The sequence below is a fragment of the Dactylosporangium sucinum genome, assembly GCF_014647515.1.
Taxonomy (GTDB): domain Bacteria; phylum Actinomycetota; class Actinomycetes; order Mycobacteriales; family Micromonosporaceae; genus Dactylosporangium; species Dactylosporangium sucinum.
The window spans coordinates 220,450-245,813 of record NZ_BMPI01000003.1 but is presented as its reverse complement, the minus strand read 5'-3'; the positions used below and the strand labels follow the sequence as shown (position 1 = coordinate 245,813).

Genomic DNA, 25,364 nt, shown 5'->3' with positions numbered 1-25,364 from the left:
GCCGCTCGCCAGGGCTCCCTCCGCCGGCGCCGCTCCATGCCCTCCCGATCGGCCGGACCGCCTCACTCGTGAGCCCCACCCCGCCCCCACTCCACCCACCCCCGCACCGCGTCCGCCACCACCGCGTCCGCGACCACCGCGTCCGCCCACCACCGCGTCCGCCCACGGCCCGCCCCACTCCGCCCTCACCGGCTCCACCCGTCAGTCTCCGCCGGATATTTCCGGAATGTCGCGCGGATTCCGAGCGAACGAAGTCACCTCCGCCGGGTCGATCCATGATCGTGGGAAACATCTGGCTGTCCCCCAGCGACCAGAAGGTCCCCACGATCATGGACGGGTTGCCGGGGCCTGGCGCCGCACGCTCAAGGAATAACCGACATTTCCGAAATGTCGGGCGAGCCGCCAGCCGACCTGCCGGCCCGTCCATGATCCATGGAGAATCCTGGTCGCCATGGCAGCCGGAAGTCTCCATCGATCATGCGCCGCTCCGGCGCGGGGTCAGCGGGGGCGGGTCGTCGAGTACAGGTGGCTGTCCGGGAACTCCTCCGCCGTGAGCACCGGGCCGACCACGATCACCGCCGTGCGCCGGATGCCCGCCGCCTCCACCTGGGCCGCGATGTCCGCGAGCCGGCCGCGGAGGATCTGCTGGTCCGGGCGGCTCGCGCGGGCCACGACCGCGACCGGGCAGTCCTCGCCGTACCAGGGAATAAGCTCGGTGACGAGGACCGAGAGGCGCTGGACCGCCAGGTGCAGCACCAGCGTGGAGCGGCTCGCGGCCAGCGTGGCCAGCTCCTCGCCCGGCGGCATCGGGGTGGCGCGGGCCGCCGTGCGGGTCAGGATCACCGTCTGGGCCACGCCCGGGACCGTCAGCTCGCGGCCCAGCGCGGCCGCCGCGGCGGCGAAGGCGGGCACGCCGGGGACGATCTCGTAGGGGATGCCGGCCGCGTCCAGGCGGCGCAGCTGCTCCGCCATCGCGCTCAGGATCGACGGGTCCCCCGAGTGCAACCTTGCCACGTCCAGGCCCGCGGCGTGCGCCGCCGTCAGCTCGGCCAGGATCTGGTTCAGGTCGAGGTTGGCGGTGTCGACGAGCCGGGCGCCCGGCGGGCAGTACGACAGCAGCTCCGCCGGGACCAGGCTGCCCGCGTACAGGCACACCGGCGACGCCGCGAGCCGGTCGCGGCCGCGCACCGTGATGAGGTCCGCGGCGCCCGGTCCGGCGCCGATGAAGTACACCGTCATCTCCACACCACCCATTGCGTCACCGGCAGCATCGGCCGCCATCCCAGGAACCCGCCGACGGGCGCGGCCCGGTTGACGGCGATGCGGGTCAGCTCCCCGCCGTGCGTCTCGTGGAGCTCGAACACGCGCCGCTCCGACTCGACGGTGACCGCGTTGACGACCAGCCGGCCGCCGGGGCGCAGCGCCGCCCAGCAGCGCTCGAAGACGCCGGGCACCGTGACCCCGCCGCCGATGAACACCGCGTCGGGCGCGGGAAGGCCGTCGAGCGCGGCCGGCGCCGCACCCTCCACGATGGACAGTTGCGGCACCCCGAGCCGGTCCGCGTTGGCCGCCACCCGCCCGGCCCGGACCGGGTCGCGCTCGATCGCGACGGCCCGGCAGGACGGGTGCGCCCGCAGCCACTCGACGGCGATGCTGCCCGAGCCGGCACCCACGTCCCACAGCAGCTCGCCGGGGCGCGGCCCGAGCGCGGCGAGGGTGACGGCCCGGATCTCGCGCTTGGTGAGCTGGCCGTCGCTCGTGTACCGCGCGTCGTCGAGCCCCGGCACCAGGGGAAGCCCGCCGGCGCCGCGGCAGGCGACGGCCACGATGTTCAACGGCCCCGCGGCGGCGACGTCGTGGTGGATCCGCTCGTCCGGCCCGCCGAGCGCCTCGAGGACGGTGACCTCGCTGTCGGCGAACCCGGCGTCCTCGAGGATCCGCGCGACGGCCAGGGGCGTGTCCCGCCCGGCGCTGAGCACGAGCACCCGCCGCCCGTCGTGCAGCACGGCCCGAATTCGGTCGGTCGACCGACCGACGGCGGAGACGACGGCGACGTCGTCGAGCGCCCAGCCGAGCCGCGCGCACGCGAGCGCCACCGACGACGGGTGCGAGACCACCGTGACGTGCCGGCGGCCGAGGAGCCGGACGAGGGTGCTGCCGATCCCGTGGTACATCGGATCCCCGCTGGCGAGCACGCACACCCGCCGCCCGTGGTGCGCGGCCAGCAGCCCGGGCAGCGCGGGCACCAGCGGCGAGGGCCAGGCGACCCGCCGTTGCCCGCCGGCCGGCAGCAGCCCGAGCTGCCGCGCGCTCCCCAGCACGACCTCGGCGGCGGCGAGGGCGTCCCGCCCGGCGGCGGTGAGCCCGTCGTACCCGTCGGCCCCGATGCCCACGACCGTCACGTCCGGCGCCGGGGCCGCGACCGCCACGGTCGCCCGCGCCGAGGAGCGCTTCGCGTGGAGCAGCACCGCGGCCGGCCCTCGCGCGGCCAGCAGCGCGGCGGCCTCGGCCACGCTCGGGGTGCCCACCGCCGACGCCACGCGCGCCGACGGCGACGGCACCTCGACCTGCGCCAGCTCGGCGGCCGGGAACGTCACCACCCGCCAGCCGTGCACCTGTGCGACCGCCGACGCCAGCTCCTCCCGTCCATCCACTGTGGACACAGTAGTCACGGCGTCCAGAGTGGACAGCGACTCGCCCAGCAGCGCGAGGACCTCGTCCGCGGTGGCGTCCGGGCGGGCGCCGAACCCCACCGTCAGGCGCATGCCGCCACCAGGCGGTACGCGAGGGACGGCTCCCCGGCCCAGTGCAGGTGCAGGTAGGAGGCATGCACCGAGCCGTGCACGAAGCCGTCGCGGGTGCCGGGCTGCCAGGCCCAGGCCGGGGTGGCGCCGGCGGGCGGGGTGACCCGGGTGCGGTGGAACTCGTGGCCGGCGACCCGGGTGCCGGCCGGGGCCAGCACGCTGTCGGCCACGGCCACCGCGTCGCGGTACCCGAGGGTGAGCGACGGCGTCATCTCCGCCTCGGCGTCGAGGACGCCGCACATCGGCCGGCCGTCGAGGGAGCGGCACAGCCACAGCAGGCCCGCGCACTCGGCGGCGATCGGGCCGCCCGCCGCGGCCAGGCGGAACACCGCGTCGCGCAGGGGCTCGTTGGCGGCCAGCTGCTCGCAGTACACCTCGGGGAACCCACCGCCGACCACGAGCGCCTTCGTCCCCGGTGGGAGGGTCTCGGCGTGCAGCGGGTCGACGACGGCCACCTCGGCGCCGGCCGCGGTGAGCAGCTCGACCGTCTCCGCGTAGCCGAACGAGAACGCGGGGCCGCCGGCCACCGCCACGACCGGGCGGCCGGGCACCGGGTCCATCGTGGACGGTGACCAGGGGGTGGCGCCGAGTGGCAGCGCGCCCGACGCGACCGCGTGCACGGCGTCGAGGTCGAGGCTCGCCGTCACCAGCGCCGCCAGCGCCTCGACCGACGCCGTCGCCTCGGCCGCCCGCTCGACCACCGGCACCAGGCCGAGGTGGCGCGACGGGGCGGCGACGGCGTCGTGACGGCGCAGCACGCCGAGCACCGGCGTGCCGACCTCGGCGCAGGCGTCGCGGAGGATCTGCTCGTGGCGGTCGGAGCCCACGCGGTTGAGGATGACGCCCGCGATGTGGATGCCGTCGCCGAACGAGCGGAACCCGTGGACGACCGCCGCGATCGAGCGCGCCTGGGCGGTGGCGTCGACGACCAGCACGACGGGCGCGGCGAGCAGGCGGGCGACGTGGGCGGTCGAGCCGTACTCGCCCCAGCCGGTGCGGCCGTCGAAGAGCCCCATGACGCCCTCGACGATCGCGATGTCCGCGCCGGCGGCGCCGTGGGCGAACAGCGGGCCGATCCGCTCCTCCCCCACGAGCACCGGGTCGAGGTTGCGACCGGGCCGGCCGGCGGCGAGCGCGTGGTAGCCGGGGTCGATGTAGTCGGGGCCGACCTTGAACGGCGCGACCCGCAGCCCGCGCGCGGCGAACGCGGCCAGCAGCCCGGTCGCGACGGTGGTCTTGCCGTGACCCGAGGCCGGGGCCGCGATGACGAGCCGGGCTACCATTCGATGCCCTGCTGGCCCTTCCGGCCGGCGTCCATCGGGTGCTTCACCTTCGTCATGTCGGTGACCAGGTCGGCCAGGTCGACCAGGTCGGGGTGCGCGTCGCGGCCGGTGACCACGACGTGCTGGTTGCCGGGCCGGTCGCGCAGGGTGGCGACGACGTCGGCGATGTCGACCCAGCCCCACTTGACCGGGTACGTGAACTCGTCGAGCACGTAGAACCGGTACGCCTCGGCCGCGAGGTCGCGCTTGATCTGGGCCCAGCCCTCGGCGGCCTCGGCGGCGTGGTCGCGCTCGGCGCCGGGCCGCTGGATCCACGACCAGCCCTCGCCCATCTTGTGCCACACGACGGACCCGCCCTGGCCGGTCTCGCCGAGCGCGCGCAGCGCGGCCTCCTCGCCGACCTTCCACTTCGGACTCTTCACGAACTGGAACACGGCGATGGGCCAGCCGGCGCTCCACGCGCGCAGCGCCATGCCGAACGCGGCGGTCGACTTGCCCTTGCCCTGTCCGGTGTGGACGGCGAGCAGGTGCTGCCGGCGTCGCTGGCGGGTGGTGAGCCCGTCGTCGGGCACGTTCTCGACCTTGCCCTGCGGCATCGTTCTCAGCTCCAGTTCTGCAGCGCGGCGAGGGGGACGCAGGACGCGTCGAGGGCGGCGGCGAGCCGCTGCGCCAGCCCGAGGCGGACCGGGCCGGACTCGCAGTCGACGACGACGGTCGCGACCCCGGCGAGCATCGGCGCGACGGTCAGCGGGTCGGGCCCGCTGGTCGCCCGGCCGTCGGTGACGACGACGAGCAGGGGCCGGCGGCGGGCGTCGCGCCGCCGCTCGGCCTGCAGGGTGCGGGCGGCCTGCCGCAGCCCGGCCGCGAGCGGGGTCCGCCCGCCCGTGCGCAGCTCGGCGAGGCGCAGCACGCCGACCTCGTGGCTGGCGGTCGGTTCGAGCACGGTCGTGGCGGCCCGCCCGCGGAAGGTGATCAGGCCGACCTTGTCGCGGCGCTGGTACGCGTCGCGCAGCAGGGACAGCACCGCGGTCTTCACGACGCCCATGCGCTGCCGCGCCGCCATCGAGCCGGAGGCGTCGACGACGAAGAGGACGAGGTTGGCCTCCCGCCCGACGCGGACCGCTTCCCGGACGTCCTCGCTGCTCACGGTGTACCGTGCGGGATCGCGCAGGGCCGCCGCCCGCACCGTGTCGGGAATGTGGAGGCTGGTGAGCTTGCCGCCAACGGGCCGGCGGGACCGGACGACGCGTCCGTGCCGGGAGTACGCCGGCGAGCGCCGCCCGGCGTGGGAACCGGCCTGGCGGTTGGCCCTTCCGGCGATCGAGAGGAGCTTGGGCCGGTACGGGGCGCCGGCGAACGCGGCGGGCGCTGGCACACCGACGCCGCCGTCCTCGTCCTCCCGCGTGCCTTGTTCCCGCTCCCCGTTCGACTGGGTGGACGCTTCGGTTCCGGTCGGCTCGGGTGGCGGCTGCCGGTCGGGGCGGCTGCCGGTGTCCGTGTTCCCGTCGCTGCCGTCGACCGGCGGCTCTGTCGGGCCGCTGTTGGGGGCGTCGGGGCTGTCGGGGCCGTCGGGGCCGTCGTCCGGACCGCCGTCCTCGGGCCGCTCGTCCTCAGGGTCGTCGCCGGCCTCCTGGTCCAGGACCTCTTCCAGCTTCTCCAGGTCGGTGCCGGGCGGGTCGAGCGGGTCGCGCCGGCGCCGGTGCGGCAGCGCCAGCCGGGCCGCGTCGCGCACGTCGGCCTTGGTGACGGTGTCGCGGCCCGACCACGCGGCCAGGGCGACGGCGGTCCGCGCGACGACGATGTCGGCCCGGAGGCCGTCGACGCGGTACGCCAGGCAGATCCGGGCGATGCGGTCCAGCTCCCGGTCCGGCAGCCGGACGCCGCCGAGCCGCGCCCGGGCGGCGGCGATCCGCTCCGCGAGCCGCGCGTCCTCCTCGGCGAACCGGGCGGCGAACGCCTGGGAATCGGCCTCGTACGCGAGCCGGCGGCGCACCACCTCGGCCCGCGGCGCGGCCTCCTGCGGCGCGGCGACCCCGACGACCAGCCCGAACCGGTCGACGAGCTGCGGCCGGGGCTCCCCCTCCTCGGGGTTCATGGTGCCGACGAGCAGGAACCGGGCCGCATGCTTGACCGACACGCCGTCGCGCTCGACGTGCGCGCGGCCCATGGCGGCGGCGTCGAGGAGCAGGTCGACGAGGTGGTCGGGCAGCAGGTTCACCTCGTCGACGTACAGCACGCCGCGGTGCGCGGCGGCGAGCAGCCCCGGCTCGTACGCCTTGACCCCGTCGGCGAGCGCCCGCTGCAGGTCGAGGGTGCCGACGACCCGGTCCTCGGTGGCCCCGACCGGCAGCTCGACGAGCGCGGCGCGGCGCACCGCCCGGGGCGCGCCGGGGTCGTGCGGCCCGTCGGGACACTCGGCGTCGGGCGCGTCGGGGTCGCAGGCGAACCGGCACCCGCCGACGACGCCGACCTCCGGCAGCAGGCTCGCGAGCCCCCGGACGACGGTCGACTTGGCGGTGCCCTTCTCGCCGCGCACGAGCACGCCGCCGATGGCCGGCGACACGGCCGTGAGCAGCAGCGCGAGGCGCAGGTCGGCCAGCCCGACCACGGCCGAGAACGGATACGGTGGGGTCACGACACATCCCTTCGGCGGGTCCTCGCCCGCCACGGCGTTGGCAGCGAGCGGCCGGAGTCTCCTGACTCCCGGATCACCGCCGTCCTCCGGCCTTCCGACCCGCGTGGATCGTGGCCCGTGCGCTGGAGGACGCCTCCCCGGTCACAGTGGCGGGACCGTCCCGGACTCGCACCGGGTTCCTCCGCATACCGCTCGCAGGCCATCGTGTCCCACACCCCCCAAACCCGTCAACGTGTCCGTTCCAACCCACCCGCCCACCGCGCCGCCGCCCGCCCCGCCCGCCCCGCCCCGCCCCCACCAGCGTCGATCTTGCAGTCGTGGTGCCGCGACACTCCCACGATGTCCGGGTTTGTCAGGCACCACAACTGCAAGATCGACGCTGGTGGGGGCGCGGCGCGGGCGGGGCGGCGCGGGCGGGCGCGGAAAAGCCCGGCGCGGAGGCCGGGCGGGTGAGTGGGCGGGCGGCATGAGGGAGGTACGCCGCCCGCCGGGCTCAGCGAAAGGGTGGTGCTCTATATGGATCGAGGCTCGAAGCCGTCGAGGTAGGTGGTGCGGGGACCGGAGTCCCTTCGGGGTCTTGCTCGGTGCTGAACACAGCATGCGGGCCGGGTCTTGGCGGGCACTTGGCGCTCACTTGTGGGCAGGTGTCAAGCGGCCGACAGAACGGCTCAGGCGGCCGCCGCGTCCTCCAGCAGCAGGCGTTCGGCCGCCGCCGCGCGCACCTCGGGCTCCTCGATCGGGTCGTCGCGCAGGTACTCCAGGCGCCTTCGCGTCCGGGCGTCGGCCGTCACGTGCCGCACCGACAGCAGGCGGACGCCGGTCTCACAGTCCCACAGGCCCTCGGCGAGGGCGCCGTCGCACTCGGCCGGCTCCAGGGCCAGGCGGGCCTGAAGGTAGCTGGTGCGCTCGTAGGAGTGCGGGCTGAACCACAGCCGGCGGATGTTCGGCAGCGCGGCGCTGGCGGCGGAGCCGCCGATGCGGACCAGGCCGGCGAGCAGCCGATCGTAGCCGCACAGGTCGTCGGGGCGGCGGTCCAGCCAGCCCAGGCCGTCGAGCAGGGCGGGGGCGTCGGACTCGTCGCCGTGGTCGGCGAGGATCGTGAGGCCGCGCCAGTACCGCTCGGAGTCCGGCTCGCGGACCCAGCCGCGCGCGGCGGGGACGGCGTCGGGGCCGGCGGGCTCGCAGGCGTCGTGCGGGAGGGTCACGGTGACCGGCGCCTCGGGCAGCGGCAGGCGGCCGGTCCAGTCGCGCCAGGGCAGGGCGGCCGGCAGGAACGAGTCGGGGACGCCGGTCATGCGCAGCCGGTCGGCGGCGACCGGGAGCAGGTCGTCCCACCAGTTCGCGGGCCAGTCGCGGGCGATCGACTGCAGCACGTCGATCCAGTGGGGGCCGATGCCGATGTACCGGCGGAGGCTCTCGATCACCTCGTCGGAGCCGGACCGGCCGAGGGCCGTGAGGACGCCGAGCACGTGGTCGACGTCGTCGGCGGCGGAGTACAGCTCGGCGACGAGCGGGCCGACCGGCAGCGCCAGGTCGCGGACGAGCCGGGCGAGGTAGATCCCGCGCTCGTCGAAGGGGGCGAACCAGCGGTGGTCGCGGCGGACGCAGGCGTACACCAGGTCGGGGGCCGCGGGGTCGAACCTGGCCCGGAACGCGCCCCGGCCGAGGCCGCGTTGCAGCGCTCCGGCTCTGGTGCGGGTCGGCAGGTAATGCCAGTCGTCGACGCTCATGGGATTGCAGTCTCCGTCACCGCGACGCTCGTACGCCGCCTATTTCCGACGCAAAAGGCCTTGACAAGCTGCCACAACGCGCGCCGGCGCCGGTCGGCGTGAGCCGACCGGCGCCGTGAGCGCATCGCCACCAACACCCGGGTGCGGGTGGGTCAGGCGCTGGAGTCCGAGATGTCGTTGTCGCTGAGGAAGCCGGCGCTGGTGAGGAAGTTCTCGAAGCGCTCGGTCAGCCCGTGCAGCTCCGAGCCGCCGCCGGAGATCGCGGCGGCGCCGTGGACCTGGCCCAGGCTCTCGCTCGCGCTGTCCGCCTCGCCGAAGCCCGAGTCGCCACCCTCCGAGCCGTACGCGCCGTAGCTGCTCTCCGACTCGTACTCGGTGTGCTCGTAGCGGGTGTACTCGGTCACCTCGTAGTGGTTGCCCGCCGCGTCGGTGTACTCGATGTGCTTGATGTTCTCGAATTCCTCGTGCTCGAAGCTCTCGTGCTCCTGCGCGAGGATGCCGTACTGCGACTGGTAGTCCTGCTCCGAGCCGGACTCGACGTGGGCCTCGGCCAGGCCCGCGCTGGTCTCCGCGTGCTCCATCTCGCCGTACTCGCTCATGGGGGTGGTTCCTCTCGGGTGCGTCATATTCGGGTGGTGCGCTGTTGCACCTAAAGGTACGGGTGCCCGGACCGCCCAAAATCCCGGAAACGTGCCAGCCCGCTATCCCCCGTTAGTACGCAATGACCGGTGCCGCGGTGTGACTGGTGGGGACGGTGTGGGTGACGCAGTCGCCGCCGTCCAGCCAGTGCAGCAGGAACGCGGCCGGCTCGGCCACGAAGCCGACCGGGCGGCCCTCGCGCATGCCGAGCTCGACCTGACGGTACGTGCTGGGCGCCACGGTGAGCGTGGACCCGGCGAAGCCCGAGGTCACCGGCCGGTGCAGGTGCCCGGCGAGGACCCGGGTGACGTGCGGGTGCCGCGCCACCACGGCGGCCAGCGCGGGGCCGTCGACCAGGCGGATCGCGTCCATGCCGGGGATGCCGACCCGGATCGGCGGGTGGTGCAGGGCGACGAACACCGGGGTGCCCGCCCGCTCGGCGAGCGCGCCGTCGAGCCAGGCGAGCTGGTCGTCGCCGAGCCGGCCGCCGTCGGGCAGGTCGGGGGCGAGGGAGTCGAGGACCACGACGGAGAAGCCCGGGTGGTCGGCGGCGTAGCGGGTGGCGGGCAGCCGGAGCGTGGTGAGCAGCGGCTCCCGGGCGTCGTGGTTGCCGGTGACGAGGTGGACCGGCAGCGGGTAGCCGGCGAGGAGCTGCCGGAGCACGGCGTACTCCTCGGGCCGGCCGCGGTCGGCGAGGTCGCCGGTGATCACGACGCAGTCGGGCCGCGGTTCGAGGGCGAGCACCCTGGTCAGGGCCGCGGAGAGCCCCTCGGCGGGCGCGGCGGCGAGCGGTCCGGTGGTGATGTGCGGATCACTGAGGTGGGCAATGAGCGCCATGCGATCATCGTCCCAAACCGGCCTCCCTGGCTCGGACGATCGCCTCGGCCCCGTCGGCGACCTGCAGCTTGGCGAAGACGTTGGACACGTTGTTGCGGACGGTCTTCTGCGACAGGAACAGCGCCTGGGCGATCTGGGCGTTGGACCGGCCGGCCGCCAGCAGGTCGAGGATCTCCCGCTCACGGGCCGTGAGCTCGGGGAACGCGGTGGTCGCCGAGGGCGGGCCGGCGGCGAAGAACTCGGCGATGCGGCGGGCGAGCGTGGCGCCGAACACGGCGCCGCCGGAGGCGACGGTGTTGATCGCCCGCACGATCTCCTCCTGCTCGGCGCCCTTCACGAGGTATCCGCGGGCGCCGGCCCGGACGGCGGCGAAGACCGTGCCGTCGTCCTCCGACATGGTGAGGACCACCACACCGACCGACGGCGCCTCGGCGGCGATCCGGCGGGTCGCCTCGATCCCGTTGAGGCCCGGCATCCGCACGTCCATGACCACGACGTCGGGCAGCTGGTCGACGGTGACCTCGACGGCCTCGACGCCGGTGGCCGCGGTGCCGACGACCTGGATCCCGTCGACCGACCCGAGCAGCATCGCCAGGCCGTCGCGGAAGATCGGGTTCATCTGCACCGTGCCGGCGTTCGCCATCCTCGGCGACAGCAGGCTGGTCGACGTCATCGGCGGCACGCACCTGCTCATCGGCTACGCGACGCTGGGCGTGATCCTGGCCGCGAAGCCGCGCCTGACGGGTGCCCGCTGATGTGGGCCGGCCCGACCGCATGACCCCGGCGAACCCCGGCGCCGTCTTCGCTCACGCGAAGGCGGCGCCCGTCGCGTCCAGGGCCTCGCGGGTCACGTCACCGAGCTGGACGCCCGGCGGGCGGTCGAGCCACTCGGCGACCGCGACCCGCATCGCGACGAGGAACGCGGCGGCCATGAGCCGGGCCCGCATCCGGTCGCCGACGCCCCGCGCGCACAGCTCCGCGGTGAGGTCGTCCTCCAGCGCGCTGTAGGTGGCGACCTGCTGCGCCGCCAGCGCCGGGTGCCGGCGCACCAGCCGGACCTGGGTGACCCACTGCTGGTCGCGCGGCCCGAGCCGGCGATGCGTCTCCAGCCCGGCGGCGGTGAGCGCGGCCCACGGCCGCTCGTCCCCCGGGCGCTCCCGGACGGCGTCGAGGAGCAGGCGCATCCGCAGGTGGTCGCCGTAGAGGAAGGCCTCCTCCTTGCTGGCGAAGTAGTTGGAGAACGTGCGCCGGGACACCTCGGCCGCGTCGGCGATCGCCTCGACCGTGACCCGCTCCAGGCCGTGCTCGACGGACAGGGCCACCGCGGCCTCGTGCAGGGCCTGGCGGGTCGCCGCCTTCTTGCGTTCCCGCAGGCTCACGCGGACATGTTACCTAGTTCTCACTGGGCAAACTTGCGCAGTGGGCAAGTTTTTTGGATGCTTGTACCAGGCAAGTATCTGGAGGACTCCCATGGACACCGTCGCCCTGCTGCGAGACGAGGTGCGCGACCTGATGAAGGTCGTGCGCCTGCTCAAGCAGCACCATCGGAGCGGCCCCGTCGCCCCGGGGACGGTGGGCATGCTGGCCGCCATCGACCGGCTCGCGGGCGGCTGCCACCTCAAGGAGCTCGCCCAGGTCTGCGCGCTGGACCAGTCCACGACCAGCCGGGCGGTCAGCTCGCTCGTGCAGGCCGGCCTGGTCCGGCGGGTCGCCGACCCCCGCGACGGGCGGGCCAGCTTCCTGGAGCTCACCGACGGCGGCCGGCTGGCGCTGCGGGAGGCCGACGACTGGTACCGCTCGCTGTTCGACGAGGCGCTGGGTGACTGGTCGCCCGCCGACATCGACGCGCTCCGCGTCCTCCTGCGCCGATTCACCGAGGCACTGGCCTCGTCCGTTCCACCGGTCCAAGGGCCGGCTCTCGCACCTCTCGTTCCGGAGGGAACCCGATGACCCAGACCGTCGACGGTCGCGCAGCCGCGGCCGCCGCCGAGGAGCCGATGACCCATCGGCAGATCCTCGAGGCGCTGAGCGGCCTGCTGCTCGTGCTCTTCGTCGCGCTGGTGAGCTCCACCATCGTCTCGACCGCGCTGCCGAAGATCATCGGTGCGCTCAACGGCTCGCAGAGCCAGTACACCTGGGTGGTCACCGCCACCCTGCTCACCGCGACGGCGTCGACCCCGATCTGGGGCAAGCTCGCCGACCTCTACAACAAGAAGCTGCTCGTCCAGGTCTCGATCGTCATCTTCGTCGTCGGCTCGATGCTGAGCGGCCTGTCGCAGAACGCCGGCGAGCTCATCGCCGCCCGCGCGTTCCAGGGCATCGGCGTCGGCGGCCTGCAGGCGCTGGTCCAGGTCGTGATCGCGGCCATGATCCCGCCGCGGGAGCGGGGGCGGTACAACGGCTATCTCGGCGGCGTCATGGCGGTCGCGACCGTCGGTGGCCCGCTGCTCGGCGGCCTCATCGTCGACACGTCGTGGCTCGGCTGGCGCTGGTGCTTCTTCGTCGGCGTGCCGGTCGCGGTCATCGCGCTGATCGTGCTGCAGAAGACCCTGCACGTCACCACGCTCCGCCGGGACAACGTGAAGATCGACTACCTGGGCGCCTCGCTCATCGCCGCCGGCGTCAGCGTGCTGCTCATCTGGGTCTCGTTCGTCGACGGCTCGTTCGCCTGGCTGTCCTGGCAGACCGCGGCCATGGCCGGCGCCGGGGTGGTGCTGCTCGCGCTGGCCGTGTGGGTCGAGTCGCGGGCCGCCGAGCCGGTGGTGCCGCTGCCGATCCTCGCCGAGCGCACCACGGCCCTGTCGATCGTGGCGAGCCTCGCGGTCGGCATGGCGATGTTCGGCGGCGCGGTGTTCCTCGGCCAGTACTTCCAGATCGGCCGCGGCTACTCGCCCACCGAGGCGGGCCTGCTGACCATCCCGATGATGGCGGGCGTGCTGGCCTCGTCGATCATCGTCGGGCGCCTGATCACGAGGACCGGGCGGATCAAGCCGTACATCGTGGGCGGCACGATCGTGCTCGTCGCCGGGTTCGCCGTGCTGTCGACGATCGACCACGCGACGTCGCTGTACTTCGTCGGCTTCGGCATGCTGCTGGTCGGCGTCGGCGTCGGCTCGTCGATGCAGAACCTGGTGCTCGCCGTGCAGAACACGGTGCGGCTCAAGGACATCGGCGCGGCCAGCTCGACGATCGCGTTCTTCCGCTCGCTGGGCGGCACGATCGGCGTGTCGGTCCTCGGCGCCGTCCTGGCCCGCCGGGTCACCGACAACATCACGCACGCCCTGGCCCAGGCCGGCGTGCAGCCCACGGCGGGCGGCGGCGAGACGAGCAACCTCAACCTCAACGCCCTCCCCGAGGCGATGCAGCACATCGTCCGCGCCGCGTACGGCGACGCGACCGGCCACATCTTCCTGATCTCGGCGGCGATCGCCGTGGTCGGCGTGATCGCGGCCCTGCTCATGCGCCCGACGGCGCTGCGCACGACGCTCGACCTCGCGAAGCCGGCCGAGCAGCCGGCGGAGGAGCCGGCACCGAGCCGCTAGACGTTCCCGGGCGGGAACACGGGCGGGGCAGCCACCCCCTGGGCTGCCCCGCCCACTTTTCGCTCTTTCGGGGGAACAACGTTGAGCGCTCCGTCACCGTGACGCGGGGGTGTCGTTACCGGGTCAGCTAGGCATCCCCCTGACCCAGCGAGCGGACGGACCCCACCATGGCACCGGGAGTCGGCGGCGCACACCGGTCACGCGGGCGCCGGCTGCCGGCGTCCGCCCCCGTCACCCTCGCCGCCGCGGCGGTCGTGCTGCTCGGCGGGCCGCTCGCCGGGCTCGACGCGGCCACCGCCGTCGTGCTCGGGGCCGCCGTCGCCGCGGCACTGCACGGGTGCTGGCTGTTCCGGCTGGCCGTCGAGGCGCGGCGGGGCGGGCGGCCGGCCCGGGTCACCGGCGGGATCGTGGCGCTCGGCGCGGGGCTGGTCGGCGCCGCGGTGTGCGCGACCGCGCCGGAGGGGCACGGGGCCGCCGCCGCGGTGGTGCTCGCGTACGCCGGGCCGGCGGCCGGAGCCGCGCTCGTCGGCGGGCTGCTCCTGCTGCCCGGCGTCACCGGCGGCGGGGTCGGCGGGGCCGCCCGCCGGGGGCTCGACGGGGTCTGTGTGGCGTTGTGGAAGTACCTCACCCTCCTCGTCCTCGTGCTGGAGCTCGACGGCGGGCCCAGCGGCGCCGTCTTCCTCACCTGCCTGCTCGCCGTCATCGGCGTCACGGTCGCGGTGGTCAGCGGCGTGCGGGCGCCCTATCCGCGGTGGGCCGCCGTCACCGCCGCCGGCGGCGTGGCGCTGCTCGTGCTCGGCCTGGCCGTGCTGCCGCTGCTGCCGGACGACGCCGGGCAGCGCGACGCGTGGCTGCTCGCCGCGGGCGGCCTGCTCGTGGCCGGGTCGGTGCTCGTGTGGGCGGGCGCCGGCCGGTCGCTGTCCACCGCCCGCCGGGAGACGGCGCCCGCCGGCGCGGTCGCCGACGGCACGCTCATCGGGGACCCGCTGCTCGTCGCGCCGGTGCTCGCCGGGGGCGCGGCGGTGCTGTACGCGCTCTTCAGCCGGGGACGGATCGGCACGGAGGCGATGGCGATCGGCGCCGTCGCCGTGCTCGCGGTGGTGCTCCGGGAGGTGCTGGAAGCGGCCACGGTACGGCGGTTCAGCGGTCAGCTCGACGCGCAGGCCGCCTCGTTCCGGTCGCTCGTCGCCGGCTCCACCGACGTGATCCTGGTGCTGGACGCGGACCTGTCGGTGCGCTGGCAGTCGCCGGCCGCGGCCCGGCAGTTCGGGCTGTCCGAGCGGGAGGTCGAGGGGAAGCCGTTCGTCCGGCTGGTCCATGCCGAGGACGCCGTGGGGGTGCGCCGGCACCTCGGCACCGTCGCATCCGAACCCTGCCGGGCACGCTTCCACGACGGGTTCGGGGCGTGGCGGCACGTCGAGTTTACGGTCACCGACCTGCGCGCGAAGCCCGAGGTCGCGGGCCTGGTCGTGCACCTGCGGGACGTCGGCGAGCGGCACGAGCTGGAGGCCAGCCTGCAGCGCACCACCCGCGCCGACCCGCTCACCGGCCTGGCCAACCGCGCCGTGCTGCTGCGGGAGCTGACCGCCGGCACCGGGTACCTGGTGACGATCGGCCTCGACGGCTTCGCCGGCGTCAACGACCTGCACGGCCCCGACGTCGGCGACGCGCTGCTGGCCGAGGTCGCGGCCCGCATCCGGTCGATGATCGGCGGCGGCGACGTCGCCGCGCGCATCGACGGCGACGAGTTCGCGGTGTTCACCCGGGTCGACAGGGTGCACGCGCACACGCTCGCGACGCGGCTCCTGAGCGGGCTGTCCGAGCCGTACGACCCGGGCACCGTCGTCCAGCTGTCCGCCGGGATCGGCCTCGCCCCGGTCGGCGGCGGCCCCGAGGAGTCGGTGCGCCGCGCCGGGCTGGCCCTGCGCCGGGCGAAGCGGGCCGGGCGCGGCCGCATCGAGTGGCACGACGAGGCGGCCGAGGCGGCCTACGTCCGGCGGGCCACGCTGGAGCAGCAGCTGCCGCAGGCCGCCGAGCGGGGCGAGTTCGACCTCGCGTTCCACCCCGTGTACGACCTGGTCGAGGGCCACCCGGTCGGCGTGGAGGCGCTGCTGCGCTGGCGGCACCCGCGGCTCGGCACGATCCCGCCGCGGGAGACGCTCGCCGTCGCGCGGGAGCTGGGCGTGACGGCGCAGGTGGACGAGTGGGTGCTGAACCGGGCCTGCCGTCAGCTGTCGCTCTGGCAGCATGAGGGGTACCGCCTGTGGATGAGCGTCAACGTGGGCTGCGACGACCTCACGGCCCCCGGCTTCGCCGAACGGCTGAGCCTGGCCCTGGACAGTCACCAGGTGGAGCCCGGTGACCTGGTCATCGAGCTGGCCGAGCGCGAGTTCGGCACGGATCTGGACCGCTTGGCGCAGCCGCTGTCCACGGTACGGGCGATCGGCGTGCGCACCGCCCTGGACGGCTTCGGCACCGGGGCGACGTCCCTGGCCCACCTGCGCCGGCTCCCCGCCGACCTGCTGAAGGTCGACCGCTCGCTGTTCACGCCGGCGCCGGGCGGCGGCGGGATCGCGCCGATCATCGACGTCGTCGTGAAGCTCGGCCAGCGGCTCAACGTGACCGTGGTCGCCCACGGGCTGGAGGCGGAGCAGCACCTGCGGCTGGTCCGCTCCGCCGGCTGCCGGCTCGGCCAGGGCCACTACTACGGCACGCCGGGCCCCGCGGAGCGGGTCGAGGCGGCGCTGGTCCGCCAGCTGCGCTCGTTCTAAAGATCTTTCAACATTCGGGTGAGTCGCTGCGGGTCGATGCCGTTGGTGGGTACGACAATCATGGTCATGCCTGCAGTTGTGCGGTCGAGGAGCCTGCGTCGTGATCCCGGTCGTGACGTGGATGCGTTGCGGGAGCGGCGGATGCGGGCGGTGGAGCTGTTCGAGGCTGGGCGGCGGCAGGTGGATGTAGTCGCCGAGTTGGGGGTGTCGGCGCAGACCGCGTCGCGGTGGCATCGGGCGTGGCAGACCGGTGGCCGGGAGGCCCTGGTCGGCGTGGACCGGCTGGGCCGCACCCCGCGGCTGTCCGACGAACAACTGGCCGAGGTCGAGACGGCGCTGCTAGCCGGGCCGAAAGCCAACGGGTTCAGCACGGATCTGTGGACCCTGGCCCGGGTCGCTGAGGTGATCGAGCGGATGACCGGGGTGCGGTACACGCTGTCGCAGACCTGGCTGATCCTGCGCCAGCGCCTGGGCTGGACCCGGCAGCGGCCGGCCCGGCGGGCCGTGGAACGCGACGACGCGGCGATCGAGGCATGGGCCAAGCGGGACTGGCCGAGGATCAAAAGGGGGCTCGCCGCCGCGGCGCCTGGGTCTGCTTCGCCGACGAGAGCGGATTCTCGCTCCTGCCCGTAGTCCGGGGCACCTGGGCGCCGCGCGGGCAGACACCCGTGTTGCGGCACCGGTTCTCCTGGACCCGTATGTCCATGGCCGGCGTACTGGCCTACCGGCCCGACCGCAGCCGGGCCAAGCTGGTGTTCCAAACGAAGCCGGGCAGCTACAACACCGACAGCCTCATCGCGTTCCTCACCGAACTGCGCCGGCACCTGCGCGGACCGGTCACGCTGATCTGGGACGGGCTGTCCGCGCACCGCTCCAAGGACATGAAGCAGTGGCTGGCCACCCAACAACACTGGCTGGTGGTGGAACAACTGCCCGGCTACGCCCACGACCTCAACCCGATCGAACTGGTCTGGGGCAACCTCAAAGCCACCGAACTGGCCAACCTCTGCCCCGAACACATCGACGAAGCCGACACCGCCGCACACACCGGACTGCACCGCATCGGCAGCAGTTACGACCTGTGCTTCAACTTCCTGGCCCATACCGGCCTACACCTCTGATGCCATCACTCAAATCCCGAAAGATCTTTAAGGCCTGTTTCATCACTGCCCGCCGCAGCCCGGCCCCAGTGATGAAACAGGCCTCAGCTCAGCGGACAGTCTTGGGGGCGACGATCACCGGGCGGTCCGGGTCCACGTGCAGCACGCTGAACGCGATCGGCGTCGTACCCTGCCACGACACGGTGAGCCGGTGCGTCTCCCGGGTCGCCGGGAACAGCATCTTGCCGGTCGCCACGACGGGCAGGCCGAGCTTGGCCGGCTGCGCGCCGCGGTTCTTGATGTTGCCGCCGACCACGTTGACGAGCTCCCCCATGGCGTCGGTGACGTCCTGGTCGGTCACCTCGCCGGGCTCCATGGCGAGCATGATGGCGGTGATGTCGCCGGCCGCCGACGGGGGCACGAGCACGCGGACGTGCCCCTCCCAGGCGCCGGTGATCGAGACCGCGGCGGTGATCGTGCGCGGCCCGAGCGAGCCGGCCTCGTCGACCCGTTCGGCATCCGGCTGCTGCAGGTACGCGTTCCACACCTCGTTGACGATCTCGACGAGATCCTGGTCGTCGAGCCCGGACTCGCTCGGTGCGGCTGACTCGGACTGCGTCAGAGCGTCCGTCATGGCAAACTCCCGGACGGTGTTGCGGGCACCGCGGACCGGTGCCGTTCCAACCCGCATGCTGCCAGGCAAAGGTTTCAGCCCCGGCCGGTTTGCCGAATCTGCCGTTGCACCCTTGCTCGCACGGGCTGTGCGGGGCCGTGCGCCATTGCTCGCACGGGCCGCGCGGGGCCGTGCGCCATTGTTCGCACGGGCCGTGCTGGGTCTTACGCCCGCAGCGGAACGGGCCTTGCGTGGGCTGTGCGGGGCGGTGGGTTGGCCTATGTTCGGTGGCATGGCGCGTCTTCGCTACCACCCCGACCGGCGCCCGGACGACGACCCGCTGCCGCCGTTCCCCCAGCCGGGCGCCCACGCGCCGTGGCTGGACGAGCAGCTCTTCGGCCGCCGGATGCTGTTCGTCCGCGACCTGGACCCGGACACGGCCGCCCGCGCCGCCGCGACGCTGCTCGCCCTGGACGCGATGTCGGCCGACCCGATCACCCTGCACATGAGCGCCGACCAGGGCCCCCTGTCGGCGGCCTGGACCCTGGTCGACGCCCTGGACGCGGTCCACGCCCCGGTCCACGCGACGGCGATCGGCCAGGTGGGCGCGGCGGCCCTGGGCGTCTTCTGCGCGGCCACGAAGCGCGCGGCGTTCCCGCACGCACGCTTCCGCCTGGCCGAGCCGCAGGTCACCAGCCCCGGCGGCACGGCCGACCAGGTGGTGGCCGAGGCCGGCCGCTACCTGCGCGACCTGGAGGACCTGGTGCTGCGCATCGCGGCGGCGACGGACCACCCGCGCTCCAGGGTCGAGGACGACCTCCAGTCGGGCCGGGTCCTGTCGGCCGAGGACGCGCTGTCCTACGGTCTGATCACCGAGATCGTGACCCGCTGAGCCGCTCATGACCCCCGGGTGCGAAAACCCTTCGCGATCATGAAACAGCCCGGACGAACTCGGCCCGCCACCGAGCCATACCGTCGAGGTCGAGCCGCTCGATGCGCCGCACCACCAGCCCGCCGGCGGCAAAGGACGCAACGTCGCCCTGCGTGAGCGGCCACGGCGGCCCCGGCTCGCTCCCCACGCCCGGGCCACTCCCCGCGCCTGGCTCGCCCTCCGCACCTGGCCCGCTCCCCGCGCTGGGGCCGCCCTCCGCAGCCGGCTCGCTCCCCGCGGCCGGGCCGTTCTCCGGGCGGCGGTCGCGCTCTGCGTCGGTCGCCGCCGGGTCGGGCGGCTCGGCCGCGAAGGCGATGACCAGGAGGGTGCCGCCCGGGGCGACCAGCGACCGTACGGCCGCGATCGCCCGCTCCCGCAGCGAGCGGGGCAGGGCCTGCACGGTCATGCTCTCCAGCACCAGGTCGAAGGCGCCCACGAAGCCCTCCGGCAGCGCGAACAGGTCCGCGACCCGATACTCGACCCGCGACCCCGGGACGCGCGCCCCCGCCTGGCGCACGGCCTCCGGCGACACGTCGAACGCGGTCGTCGCCCAGCCGAGGCCGGCCAGGAACTCGGCGTCGGCCCCCAGCCCGCACCCGACCACGACGGCCCGGCCACGGCTCGCAGCCTCCGCCGGCGCAGCCGCCGGTGCCGAGTCCTCGCCGGCCGGCGGCTGCGACCCGGAAGGCGGGACCAGGCCGCGCTCCGCGGCCCACGCCGAAAGCAGGCGGTGCGGGCCGCCGCGGTCCCACGGGATGGCCGTCAGGCCCGCGCCGGCGGCGACATACAGGTCGTCCCACCAGCCCACCGCGTCGTCCCAGGCCAGGGACTGCGCCGCCAGGCCGCGGATGTACTCGTCAGCGTCCACCCGTCCGACGTTACTTGCGGGTGCGGGTCTCGCGGCCGCGGTCCGGGTGCCAGCTCTCCACGACCAGGTGGTCGGCCGACGGGGCCACGTAGGTGAGCACGACCTCGGTCACGTCCACCCGGAAACGGTGCGAGCCGTCCTCCGAGGAAGCCAGCTCCTGGGCCGTGCCGGCCACCTTGGCGTCCCCCGGCCAGGTGGCGGGGGCGTCGTCGTCCGGGTCGACGCTCGGGCTGTGCAGCGCTACCCTCGGGTCGCGGCGCAGGTCGACGGCCTTCAGTGAGCCGGACATGCTGCCCAGGATCAGGCCCTCCTCGCCGAACTCCACCTCGGTGCCGCTGATGCGCGGCGAGCCGTCGCGCCGCAGGGTCGCCATCGTGCTGTGCCGGGCGGCCTTGAACCGGGCCTCCACGCGCGCGGCGAGGTCCGGCTCCACCGCGACGAACTCGTTCCACCACATGCGAGCATCCTGGCACCCACCCCTGACAACTCCTGTCACCCGAGGAAGACCGATACACGAGAAGGACCGATGCACCTCGCCGAGCCGCTCCTCTTCGCGGCGCTGCGGGACAGGCGCAGCGTGCTCGTCGCCGGACGGTGACATCACGCGTACCACGCGCGTACCCGCACTGAGGCTCGGGGGGCGATAGGGGTCGGCGGGACCGGTGCGGTAGTGGGATATTCGGGGGGTGGAGGTTGTCACAACGCCCATGAGTTGGCCCGCGCACGCATTTAGCATTCGCCCATGAGCGACGAGACCGCCGACTACGCCGAGTGGGAGCGGCTCGCGCTGGGCGTGCTGCGCAAGTCGGGCGTCACGGAGGACCGGCCCGTCCGGGAGCTGCTGTCGACCGTGGACTACAGCGGGGTCGCGAGCGCGCCGCTGTATACGGCCGACGACGCGACGCCCGCCGCGGGGCTGCCCGGGGCGCAACCGTTCATCCGGGGCGCGAGCGACACCGCCGGCTGGGACGTGCGCCAGCGGCACGCCGACCCCGACGCCAAGGCGACCCGCGAGGCGATCCTCACCGACCTGGAGAACGGCGTCACCTCGATCTGGCTGGCCGGCATCGCGCCCGGCGACCTGGCCGAGGTCCTCGACGGCGTGTACCTCGACCTGGCGCCGGTCGTCCTCGACAACGGCCCCGACACCGAGGCCGCGGCGGACGCGTTCCTGGCCCTGCCCGGCGAGGACAAGCTCGGCGGCTTCGGCGCCGACCCGCTCGGCTGGCAGGCGCGGACCGGCGAGCCGGCCGACCTCGACCTGCTGCGCCGCCTGAGCGGCAAGCACAGCGACCTGCGGATCGCGACCGTGGACGCCACGGTGTACCACGACGCCGGCGCGAGCGACGCGGAGGAGCTCGGGTTCGCCGCCGCGACCGGCCTGGCGTACCTGCGGGCGCTGGTGGACGCCGGGCTGAGCACCGGCATGGCGCTGCGCCGCCTGGAGTTCCGCTATGCGGCGACCGCCGACCAGTTCGCGACCATCGCGAAGCTGCGGGCCGCCCGGCGGATCTGGGCCCGGATCGCGCAGGTCTGCGACGTGCCGCACCTCGGCGCGCAGCTGCAGCACGCGGTCACCAGCGACGCGATGATGACCGCCCGCGACCCGTGGGTGAACATGCTGCGCACGACGCTCGCGTGCTTCGGCGCCGGGGTCGGCGGCGCGGCCGCGGTCACCGTGCAGCCGTTCGACGCGCGGCTCGGGCTGCCCGACGGGTTCGCCCGGCGGATCGCGCGCAACACGCAGTCGCTGCTCATCGAGGAGGCCGGGGTCGGCCGGGTGCTCGACCCGGCCGGCGGCTCGTGGTTCGCCGAGTCGCTCACCGACGCGCTCGCGCACGCCGCCTGGGACGTGTTCACCGAGGTCGAGCGGGCCGGCGGGATGGCCGCCGCGCTCGGCAGCGGGCTCGTCGCCGACCGGATCGAGGCGACCTGGCAGCGGCGGGCGGACAACATCGCGCACCGGCGCGACCCGATCACCGGCGTGTCGGAGTTCCCGAGCCTGGAGGAGCGCCGGCCGCAGCGCGCCCCCGCCCCGCCGCCTCCCACGGGTGGCCTGCCGCGCCGGTGGTACGGGCAGGGTTTCGAACTGCTGCGGGACGCGGCCGAGGCGGCGGGCACGCCGACGGTGCCCCTGGTGACGCTCGGCCCGGCGGCGGCGCACTCGGCCCGCGCGTCGTTCGCCGCCAACCTGTTCGCGGCCGGCGGCATCCGCACCGTCCACAGTGGACCGGAGGGCGTCACGGACGGCGTCGCCTGCATCTGCGGCTCCGACCGTTCCTACGCCGACGAGGCCGCCGCGGTGGCGGGACAGCTCAAACGGCAGGGGGTCGCGAAGGTGTGGCTCGCCGGGCCGCCGGCCGCCTTCGACGGTGTGGACGCGTATCTCTTCGCCGGCTGCGACGCACTGGACGTGCTGCGGCAGACGCATCAAGACCTGGGAGTGACGGCGCCGTGATCCCCGACTTCTCCGAGGTTGCCCTCGGCACGCCCCGCGTCGACGAGAGTGCCGGCCTTCCCCAGCAGGACGCCTGGCACACCCCCGAAGGCATCGACGTCAAGCCCGTCTACACCGCCGCGGACCTCGACGGCGTCGAGTTCCTGCGCGGCCTGCCGGGCATCCCGCCGTACGTGCGCGGCCCCTATCCGACCATGTACACGACGCAGCCGTGGACGGTGCGGCAGTATGCCGGCTTCTCGACCGCCGAGGAGTCCAACGCCTTCTACCGGCGCAACCTGGCCGCCGGCCAGAAGGGCCTGTCGGTCGCGTTCGACCTGGCCACCCACCGCGGCTACGACTCGGACCACCCGCGCGTGGCCGGCGACGTCGGGATGGCCGGCGTGGCGATCGACTCGATCCTGGACATGCGGCAGCTGTTCGAGGGCATCCCGCTCGACCGCATGAGCGTCTCGATGACGATGAACGGCGCGGTGCTGCCGGTGCTCGCGCTGTACATCGTCGCCGCCGAGGAGCAGGGCGTCGCGCCGGAGCAGCTGTCCGGGACCATCCAGAACGACATCCTCAAAGAGTTCATGGTCCGCAACACCTACATCTACCCGCCCGCGCCCTCCATGCGGATCATCAGCGACATCTTCGCGTACACCTCCCGGCACATGCCGAAGTTCAACTCCATCTCGATCTCCGGCTACCACATCCAGGAGGCCGGGGCGACCGCCGACCTGGAGCTCGCGTACACGCTCGCGGACGGCGTGGAGTACCTGCGCGCCGGGCGGGACGCGGGCCTCGACGTGGACGTGTTCGCGCCGCGGCTGTCGTTCTTCTGGGCCATCGGCATGAACTTCTTCATGGAGGTCGCCAAGCTGCGCGCCGGCCGGCTGCTGTGGGCCCGGCTGGTGCGCGAGTTCGGCGCCAAGAACCCGAAGTCGCTGAGCCTGCGCACGCACTGCCAGACGTCGGGCTGGTCGCTCACGGCGCAGGACGTGTTCAACAACGTCGTGCGCACGTGCGTCGAGGCGATGGCCGCGACCCAGGGGCACACCCAGTCGCTGCACACCAACGCGCTCGACGAGGCGCTCGCGCTGCCGACCGACTTCTCGGCCCGCATCGCCCGCAACACGCAGCTGCTGCTGCAGCAGGAGTCGGGCACCACGCGGGTGATCGACCCGTGGGGCGGCAGCGCGTACGTCGAGCGGCTCACGCACGACCTCGCCGCCCGGGCGTGGGCGCACATCGAGGAGGTCGAGCGGGCCGGCGGCATGGCGCGGGCCATCGACGAGGGCATCCCGAAGCTGCGCATCGAGGAGGCGGCCGCCCGCACGCAGGCCCGCATCGACTCCGGTCGACAGCCGGTGATCGGTGTCAACAAGTACCGCCCCGATGCCGACGAGCCGATCGAGGTGCTCAAGGTCGACAACTCCGCGGTGCGCGCCCAGCAGATCGCGCGCCTGGCGCAGCTGCGCGCCGACCGGGACGCTGCCGCGTGTGCCGCCGCCCTGGCGGCGCTGCGCGACGGCGCCTCGCGGGGCGGCAACCTGCTGGAGCTGTCCGTGGCCGCGGCCCGCGCGCACGCGACGGTCGGCGAGATCTCCCTCGCCCTGGAGGAGGTCTTCGGGCGGCACACGGCGCAGATCCGTACGATTTCCGGCGTGTACCGCGACGAGGCCGGCGACGTGAGCAACATCGAGCGGGTGCGCACGGCCACGGCCGAGTTCGCCGAGGCCGAGGGGCGCCGCCCGCGCATCCTGGTGGCCAAGATGGGCCAGGACGGGCACGACCGCGGCCAGAAGGTGGTGGCGACCGCCTTCGCCGACCTCGGCTTCGACGTCGACGTGGGCCCGCTGTTCCAGACGCCGGCCGAGGTGGCCCGGCAGGCGGTCGAGGCCGACGTGCACGTCGTGGGCGTCAACTCCCTCGCCGCGGGGCATCTCACCCTGGTGCCGGCGCTGCGGTCGGAGCTGGAGGCCCTGGGCCGGGACGACATCATGGTCATCGTCGGCGGCGTGATCCCGCCGCAGGACTACGACGAGCTGCGCGCCGCCGGCGCCGCGGCGATCTTCGGCCCGGGCACCGTGATCGCCGACGCGGCGCTGGACCTGTTGGGAGAGCTGCGATCGCGCCTGCGCCACTGACCTCGTACGTCGACGGTGTCCTGGCCGGCGAGCGCGCCTGGATCGCCCGGGCGATCACGCTGGTCGAGTCCACCCGGGCCGATCACCGCGCGCTCGGGCAGGAGCTGCTGGTCGCCCTGACCCCGCACGCCGGCCGGGCCCGCCGGGTCGGCGTGACCGGCGTGCCGGGCGTGGGGAAGTCGACGTTCATCGACGCATTGGGCAGCTTGCTGACCGCCGACGGCCACCGGGTCGCGGTGCTGGCCGTCGACCCGTCGTCGACCCGCACGGGCGGCAGCATCCTCGGCGACAAGACGCGCATGACCCGCCTGGCCGTCGACCCGGCGGCGTTCGTGCGCCCGTCGCCCACCTCCGGCACGCTGGGCGGCGTCGCGCGGGCCACCCGCGAGGCGATGGTGGTGGTCGAGGCGGCCGGCTACGACGTGGTCCTGGTCGAGACGGTCGGCGTCGGCCAGTCGGAGACCGCGGTGGCGGACATGGTCGACTCGTTCCTGCTGCTGGCGCTGGCCCGCACCGGCGACCAGCTGCAGGGGATCAAGAAGGGCGTGCTGGAGCTGGCCGACGTGATCGCGGTCAACAAGGCGGACGGCCCGCACGAGGCCGACGCCAGGAAGGCGGCGCGCGAGCTGTCCGGCGCCCTGCGCCTGCTGCGCCCGGGCGGCGCCGGCACCGACTGGTCGACGCCGGTCGTGACGTGCAGCGGCCTCACGGGCGGTGGCCTGCCGGAGCTGTGGGCGCAGCTCACGGCGCATCGGGAGCACCTTGAGCGCGACGGCGGGCTGGCCCGGCGGCGGGAACGCCAGCAGGTCGAGTGGATCTGGTCGACGGCCCGCGACACGCTGCTGGACGGCTTGCGCACGAACGCGGCCGTGCGGGCGCTGGCGCCGCAGGTCGAGGAGCAGGTGCGGGCCGGCACGCTGACGCCGGGCCAGGCCGCGGACGCGCTGCTGGCCGCGTACCGGGACGGACAGTAGCCCGACGGCCGTTGCCGGCCGTTGCCGGCCGTTGCCGGTCTTTGCTG

The 25,364-nt window shown here is 74.3% G+C and carries 23 protein-coding genes and 1 riboswitch; of the genes, 10 read left to right on the top strand and 13 right to left on the bottom strand.

Annotated elements, in window-relative coordinates:
- Positions 1-498: 498 nt before the first annotated feature.
- The 9 genes from cobM to IEZ31_RS03760 form a co-directional block, all read right to left on the bottom strand.
- Positions 499-1,239, bottom strand: coding sequence for a precorrin-4 C(11)-methyltransferase (gene cobM, locus IEZ31_RS03800; RefSeq protein WP_190248282.1), 741 nt, complete (start codon positions 1,237-1,239; stop codon positions 499-501).
- Complete coding sequence (gene cbiE / locus IEZ31_RS03795) at positions 1,236-2,765, bottom strand: precorrin-6y C5,15-methyltransferase (decarboxylating) subunit CbiE (RefSeq protein ID WP_190248281.1); 1,530 nt, start codon at positions 2,763-2,765, stop codon at positions 1,236-1,238. The genes cobM and cbiE overlap by 4 nt, the downstream gene beginning before the upstream one ends.
- Complete coding sequence (locus tag IEZ31_RS03790) at positions 2,756-4,087, bottom strand: cobyrinic acid a,c-diamide synthase CobB (RefSeq protein ID WP_190248280.1); 1,332 nt, start codon at positions 4,085-4,087, stop codon at positions 2,756-2,758. Before IEZ31_RS03790 ends, cbiE begins: the two co-directional genes overlap by 10 nt.
- Positions 4,081-4,683: a cob(I)yrinic acid a,c-diamide adenosyltransferase gene (cobO, locus tag IEZ31_RS03785; RefSeq protein ID WP_190248279.1), complete on the bottom strand. Its 603-nt coding sequence runs from the start codon at positions 4,681-4,683 to the stop codon at positions 4,081-4,083. The genes IEZ31_RS03790 and cobO overlap by 7 nt, the downstream gene beginning before the upstream one ends.
- 5 nt (positions 4,684-4,688) lie before the next feature.
- Positions 4,689-6,755, bottom strand: a complete 2,067-nt coding sequence (locus IEZ31_RS03780) for a VWA domain-containing protein (RefSeq protein WP_373294492.1) — start codon at positions 6,753-6,755, stop codon at positions 4,689-4,691.
- A riboswitch (cobalamin riboswitch) is annotated at positions 6,755-6,930 on the bottom strand. (Overlaps the previous gene by 1 nt.)
- 460 nt (positions 6,931-7,390) lie before the next feature.
- Positions 7,391-8,452, bottom strand: a complete 1,062-nt coding sequence (locus IEZ31_RS03775) for a hypothetical protein (RefSeq protein ID WP_190248277.1) — start codon at positions 8,450-8,452, stop codon at positions 7,391-7,393.
- A 152-nt stretch (positions 8,453-8,604) separates the two neighbouring features.
- Positions 8,605-9,051, bottom strand: coding sequence for a hypothetical protein (locus tag IEZ31_RS03770; protein ID WP_190248276.1), 447 nt, complete (start codon positions 9,049-9,051; stop codon positions 8,605-8,607).
- 112 nt (positions 9,052-9,163) lie between these two features.
- Positions 9,164-9,928 (bottom strand): phosphodiesterase, encoded by a 765-nt coding sequence (locus tag IEZ31_RS03765; RefSeq protein ID WP_190248275.1) that lies wholly within the window; start codon positions 9,926-9,928, stop codon positions 9,164-9,166.
- Between the two features lie 4 nt (positions 9,929-9,932).
- The gene (locus IEZ31_RS03760; RefSeq protein WP_229834112.1) at positions 9,933-10,547 is read right to left on the bottom strand and encodes a response regulator; all 615 of its coding nucleotides are present in this window, start codon (positions 10,545-10,547) and stop codon (positions 9,933-9,935) included.
- A gap of 7 nt (positions 10,548-10,554) precedes the next feature.
- On the opposite strand from IEZ31_RS03760, the gene IEZ31_RS58130 reads away from it, so the two are divergent.
- Complete coding sequence (locus tag IEZ31_RS58130) at positions 10,555-10,683, top strand: hypothetical protein (protein WP_268241645.1); 129 nt, start codon at positions 10,555-10,557, stop codon at positions 10,681-10,683.
- Positions 10,684-10,734: 51 nt separating this feature from the next.
- Here the strand turns inward: IEZ31_RS58130 and IEZ31_RS03755 are convergent, their stop codons facing one another.
- Complete coding sequence (locus IEZ31_RS03755) at positions 10,735-11,307, bottom strand: TetR/AcrR family transcriptional regulator (protein WP_190248273.1); 573 nt, start codon at positions 11,305-11,307, stop codon at positions 10,735-10,737.
- A gap of 91 nt (positions 11,308-11,398) precedes the next feature.
- On the opposite strand from IEZ31_RS03755, the gene IEZ31_RS03750 reads away from it, so the two are divergent.
- From IEZ31_RS03750 to IEZ31_RS03730, 5 genes are all read left to right on the top strand, one after another.
- Positions 11,399-11,878: a MarR family winged helix-turn-helix transcriptional regulator gene (locus tag IEZ31_RS03750; protein ID WP_190248272.1), complete on the top strand. Its 480-nt coding sequence runs from the start codon at positions 11,399-11,401 to the stop codon at positions 11,876-11,878.
- The gene (locus tag IEZ31_RS03745; protein ID WP_229834110.1) at positions 11,875-13,470 is read left to right on the top strand and encodes an MDR family MFS transporter; all 1,596 of its coding nucleotides are present in this window, start codon (positions 11,875-11,877) and stop codon (positions 13,468-13,470) included. The genes IEZ31_RS03750 and IEZ31_RS03745 overlap by 4 nt, the downstream gene beginning before the upstream one ends.
- A gap of 167 nt (positions 13,471-13,637) precedes the next feature.
- Positions 13,638-16,241, top strand: a complete 2,604-nt coding sequence (locus IEZ31_RS03740; protein ID WP_190248271.1) for a putative bifunctional diguanylate cyclase/phosphodiesterase — start codon at positions 13,638-13,640, stop codon at positions 16,239-16,241.
- Positions 16,242-16,358: 117 nt separating this feature from the next.
- On the top strand, positions 16,359-16,874 hold the full coding sequence (locus IEZ31_RS03735; RefSeq protein ID WP_229834175.1) for a winged helix-turn-helix domain-containing protein: 516 nt from the start codon (positions 16,359-16,361) through the stop codon (positions 16,872-16,874).
- Positions 16,775-17,362 carry a transposase gene (locus tag IEZ31_RS03730; RefSeq protein ID WP_190248270.1) on the top strand — a complete coding sequence of 196 codons (588 nt, stop codon included), beginning with the start codon at positions 16,775-16,777 and terminating at the stop codon, positions 17,360-17,362. Before IEZ31_RS03735 ends, IEZ31_RS03730 begins: the two co-directional genes overlap by 100 nt.
- A gap of 88 nt (positions 17,363-17,450) precedes the next feature.
- Here IEZ31_RS03730 and IEZ31_RS03725 read toward each other — a convergent pair whose 3' ends face one another.
- Positions 17,451-17,975: a chemotaxis protein CheX gene (locus tag IEZ31_RS03725; protein ID WP_190248269.1), complete on the bottom strand. Its 525-nt coding sequence runs from the start codon at positions 17,973-17,975 to the stop codon at positions 17,451-17,453.
- A gap of 271 nt (positions 17,976-18,246) precedes the next feature.
- Between IEZ31_RS03725 and IEZ31_RS03720 the strand changes: the two genes are divergently transcribed.
- The gene (locus tag IEZ31_RS03720; RefSeq protein ID WP_190248268.1) at positions 18,247-18,846 is read left to right on the top strand and encodes an ATP-dependent Clp protease proteolytic subunit; all 600 of its coding nucleotides are present in this window, start codon (positions 18,247-18,249) and stop codon (positions 18,844-18,846) included.
- 37 nt (positions 18,847-18,883) lie between these two features.
- Here the strand turns inward: IEZ31_RS03720 and IEZ31_RS56050 are convergent, their stop codons facing one another.
- Entirely contained in the window at positions 18,884-19,753 is an 870-nt protein-coding gene (locus IEZ31_RS56050) for a class I SAM-dependent methyltransferase (protein WP_229834099.1), read from the bottom strand.
- Between the two features lie 10 nt (positions 19,754-19,763).
- Complete coding sequence (locus IEZ31_RS03710) at positions 19,764-20,210, bottom strand: pyridoxamine 5'-phosphate oxidase family protein (RefSeq protein ID WP_190248267.1); 447 nt, start codon at positions 20,208-20,210, stop codon at positions 19,764-19,766.
- A 285-nt stretch (positions 20,211-20,495) separates the two neighbouring features.
- On the opposite strand from IEZ31_RS03710, the gene IEZ31_RS03705 reads away from it, so the two are divergent.
- The 3 genes from IEZ31_RS03705 to meaB are packed head-to-tail and all read left to right on the top strand — an operon-like array spanning position 20,496 to position 25,317.
- Complete coding sequence (locus tag IEZ31_RS03705; protein WP_190248266.1) at positions 20,496-22,211, top strand: methylmalonyl-CoA mutase subunit beta; 1,716 nt, start codon at positions 20,496-20,498, stop codon at positions 22,209-22,211.
- Positions 22,094-24,343 (top strand): methylmalonyl-CoA mutase, encoded by a 2,250-nt coding sequence (scpA, locus tag IEZ31_RS03700; RefSeq protein WP_444542467.1) that lies wholly within the window; start codon positions 22,094-22,096, stop codon positions 24,341-24,343. Before IEZ31_RS03705 ends, scpA begins: the two co-directional genes overlap by 118 nt.
- The gene (gene meaB, locus IEZ31_RS03695) at positions 24,325-25,317 is read left to right on the top strand and encodes a methylmalonyl Co-A mutase-associated GTPase MeaB (RefSeq protein ID WP_190248367.1); all 993 of its coding nucleotides are present in this window, start codon (positions 24,325-24,327) and stop codon (positions 25,315-25,317) included. Before scpA ends, meaB begins: the two co-directional genes overlap by 19 nt.
- The last annotated feature ends 47 nt before the right edge of the window (positions 25,318-25,364 follow it).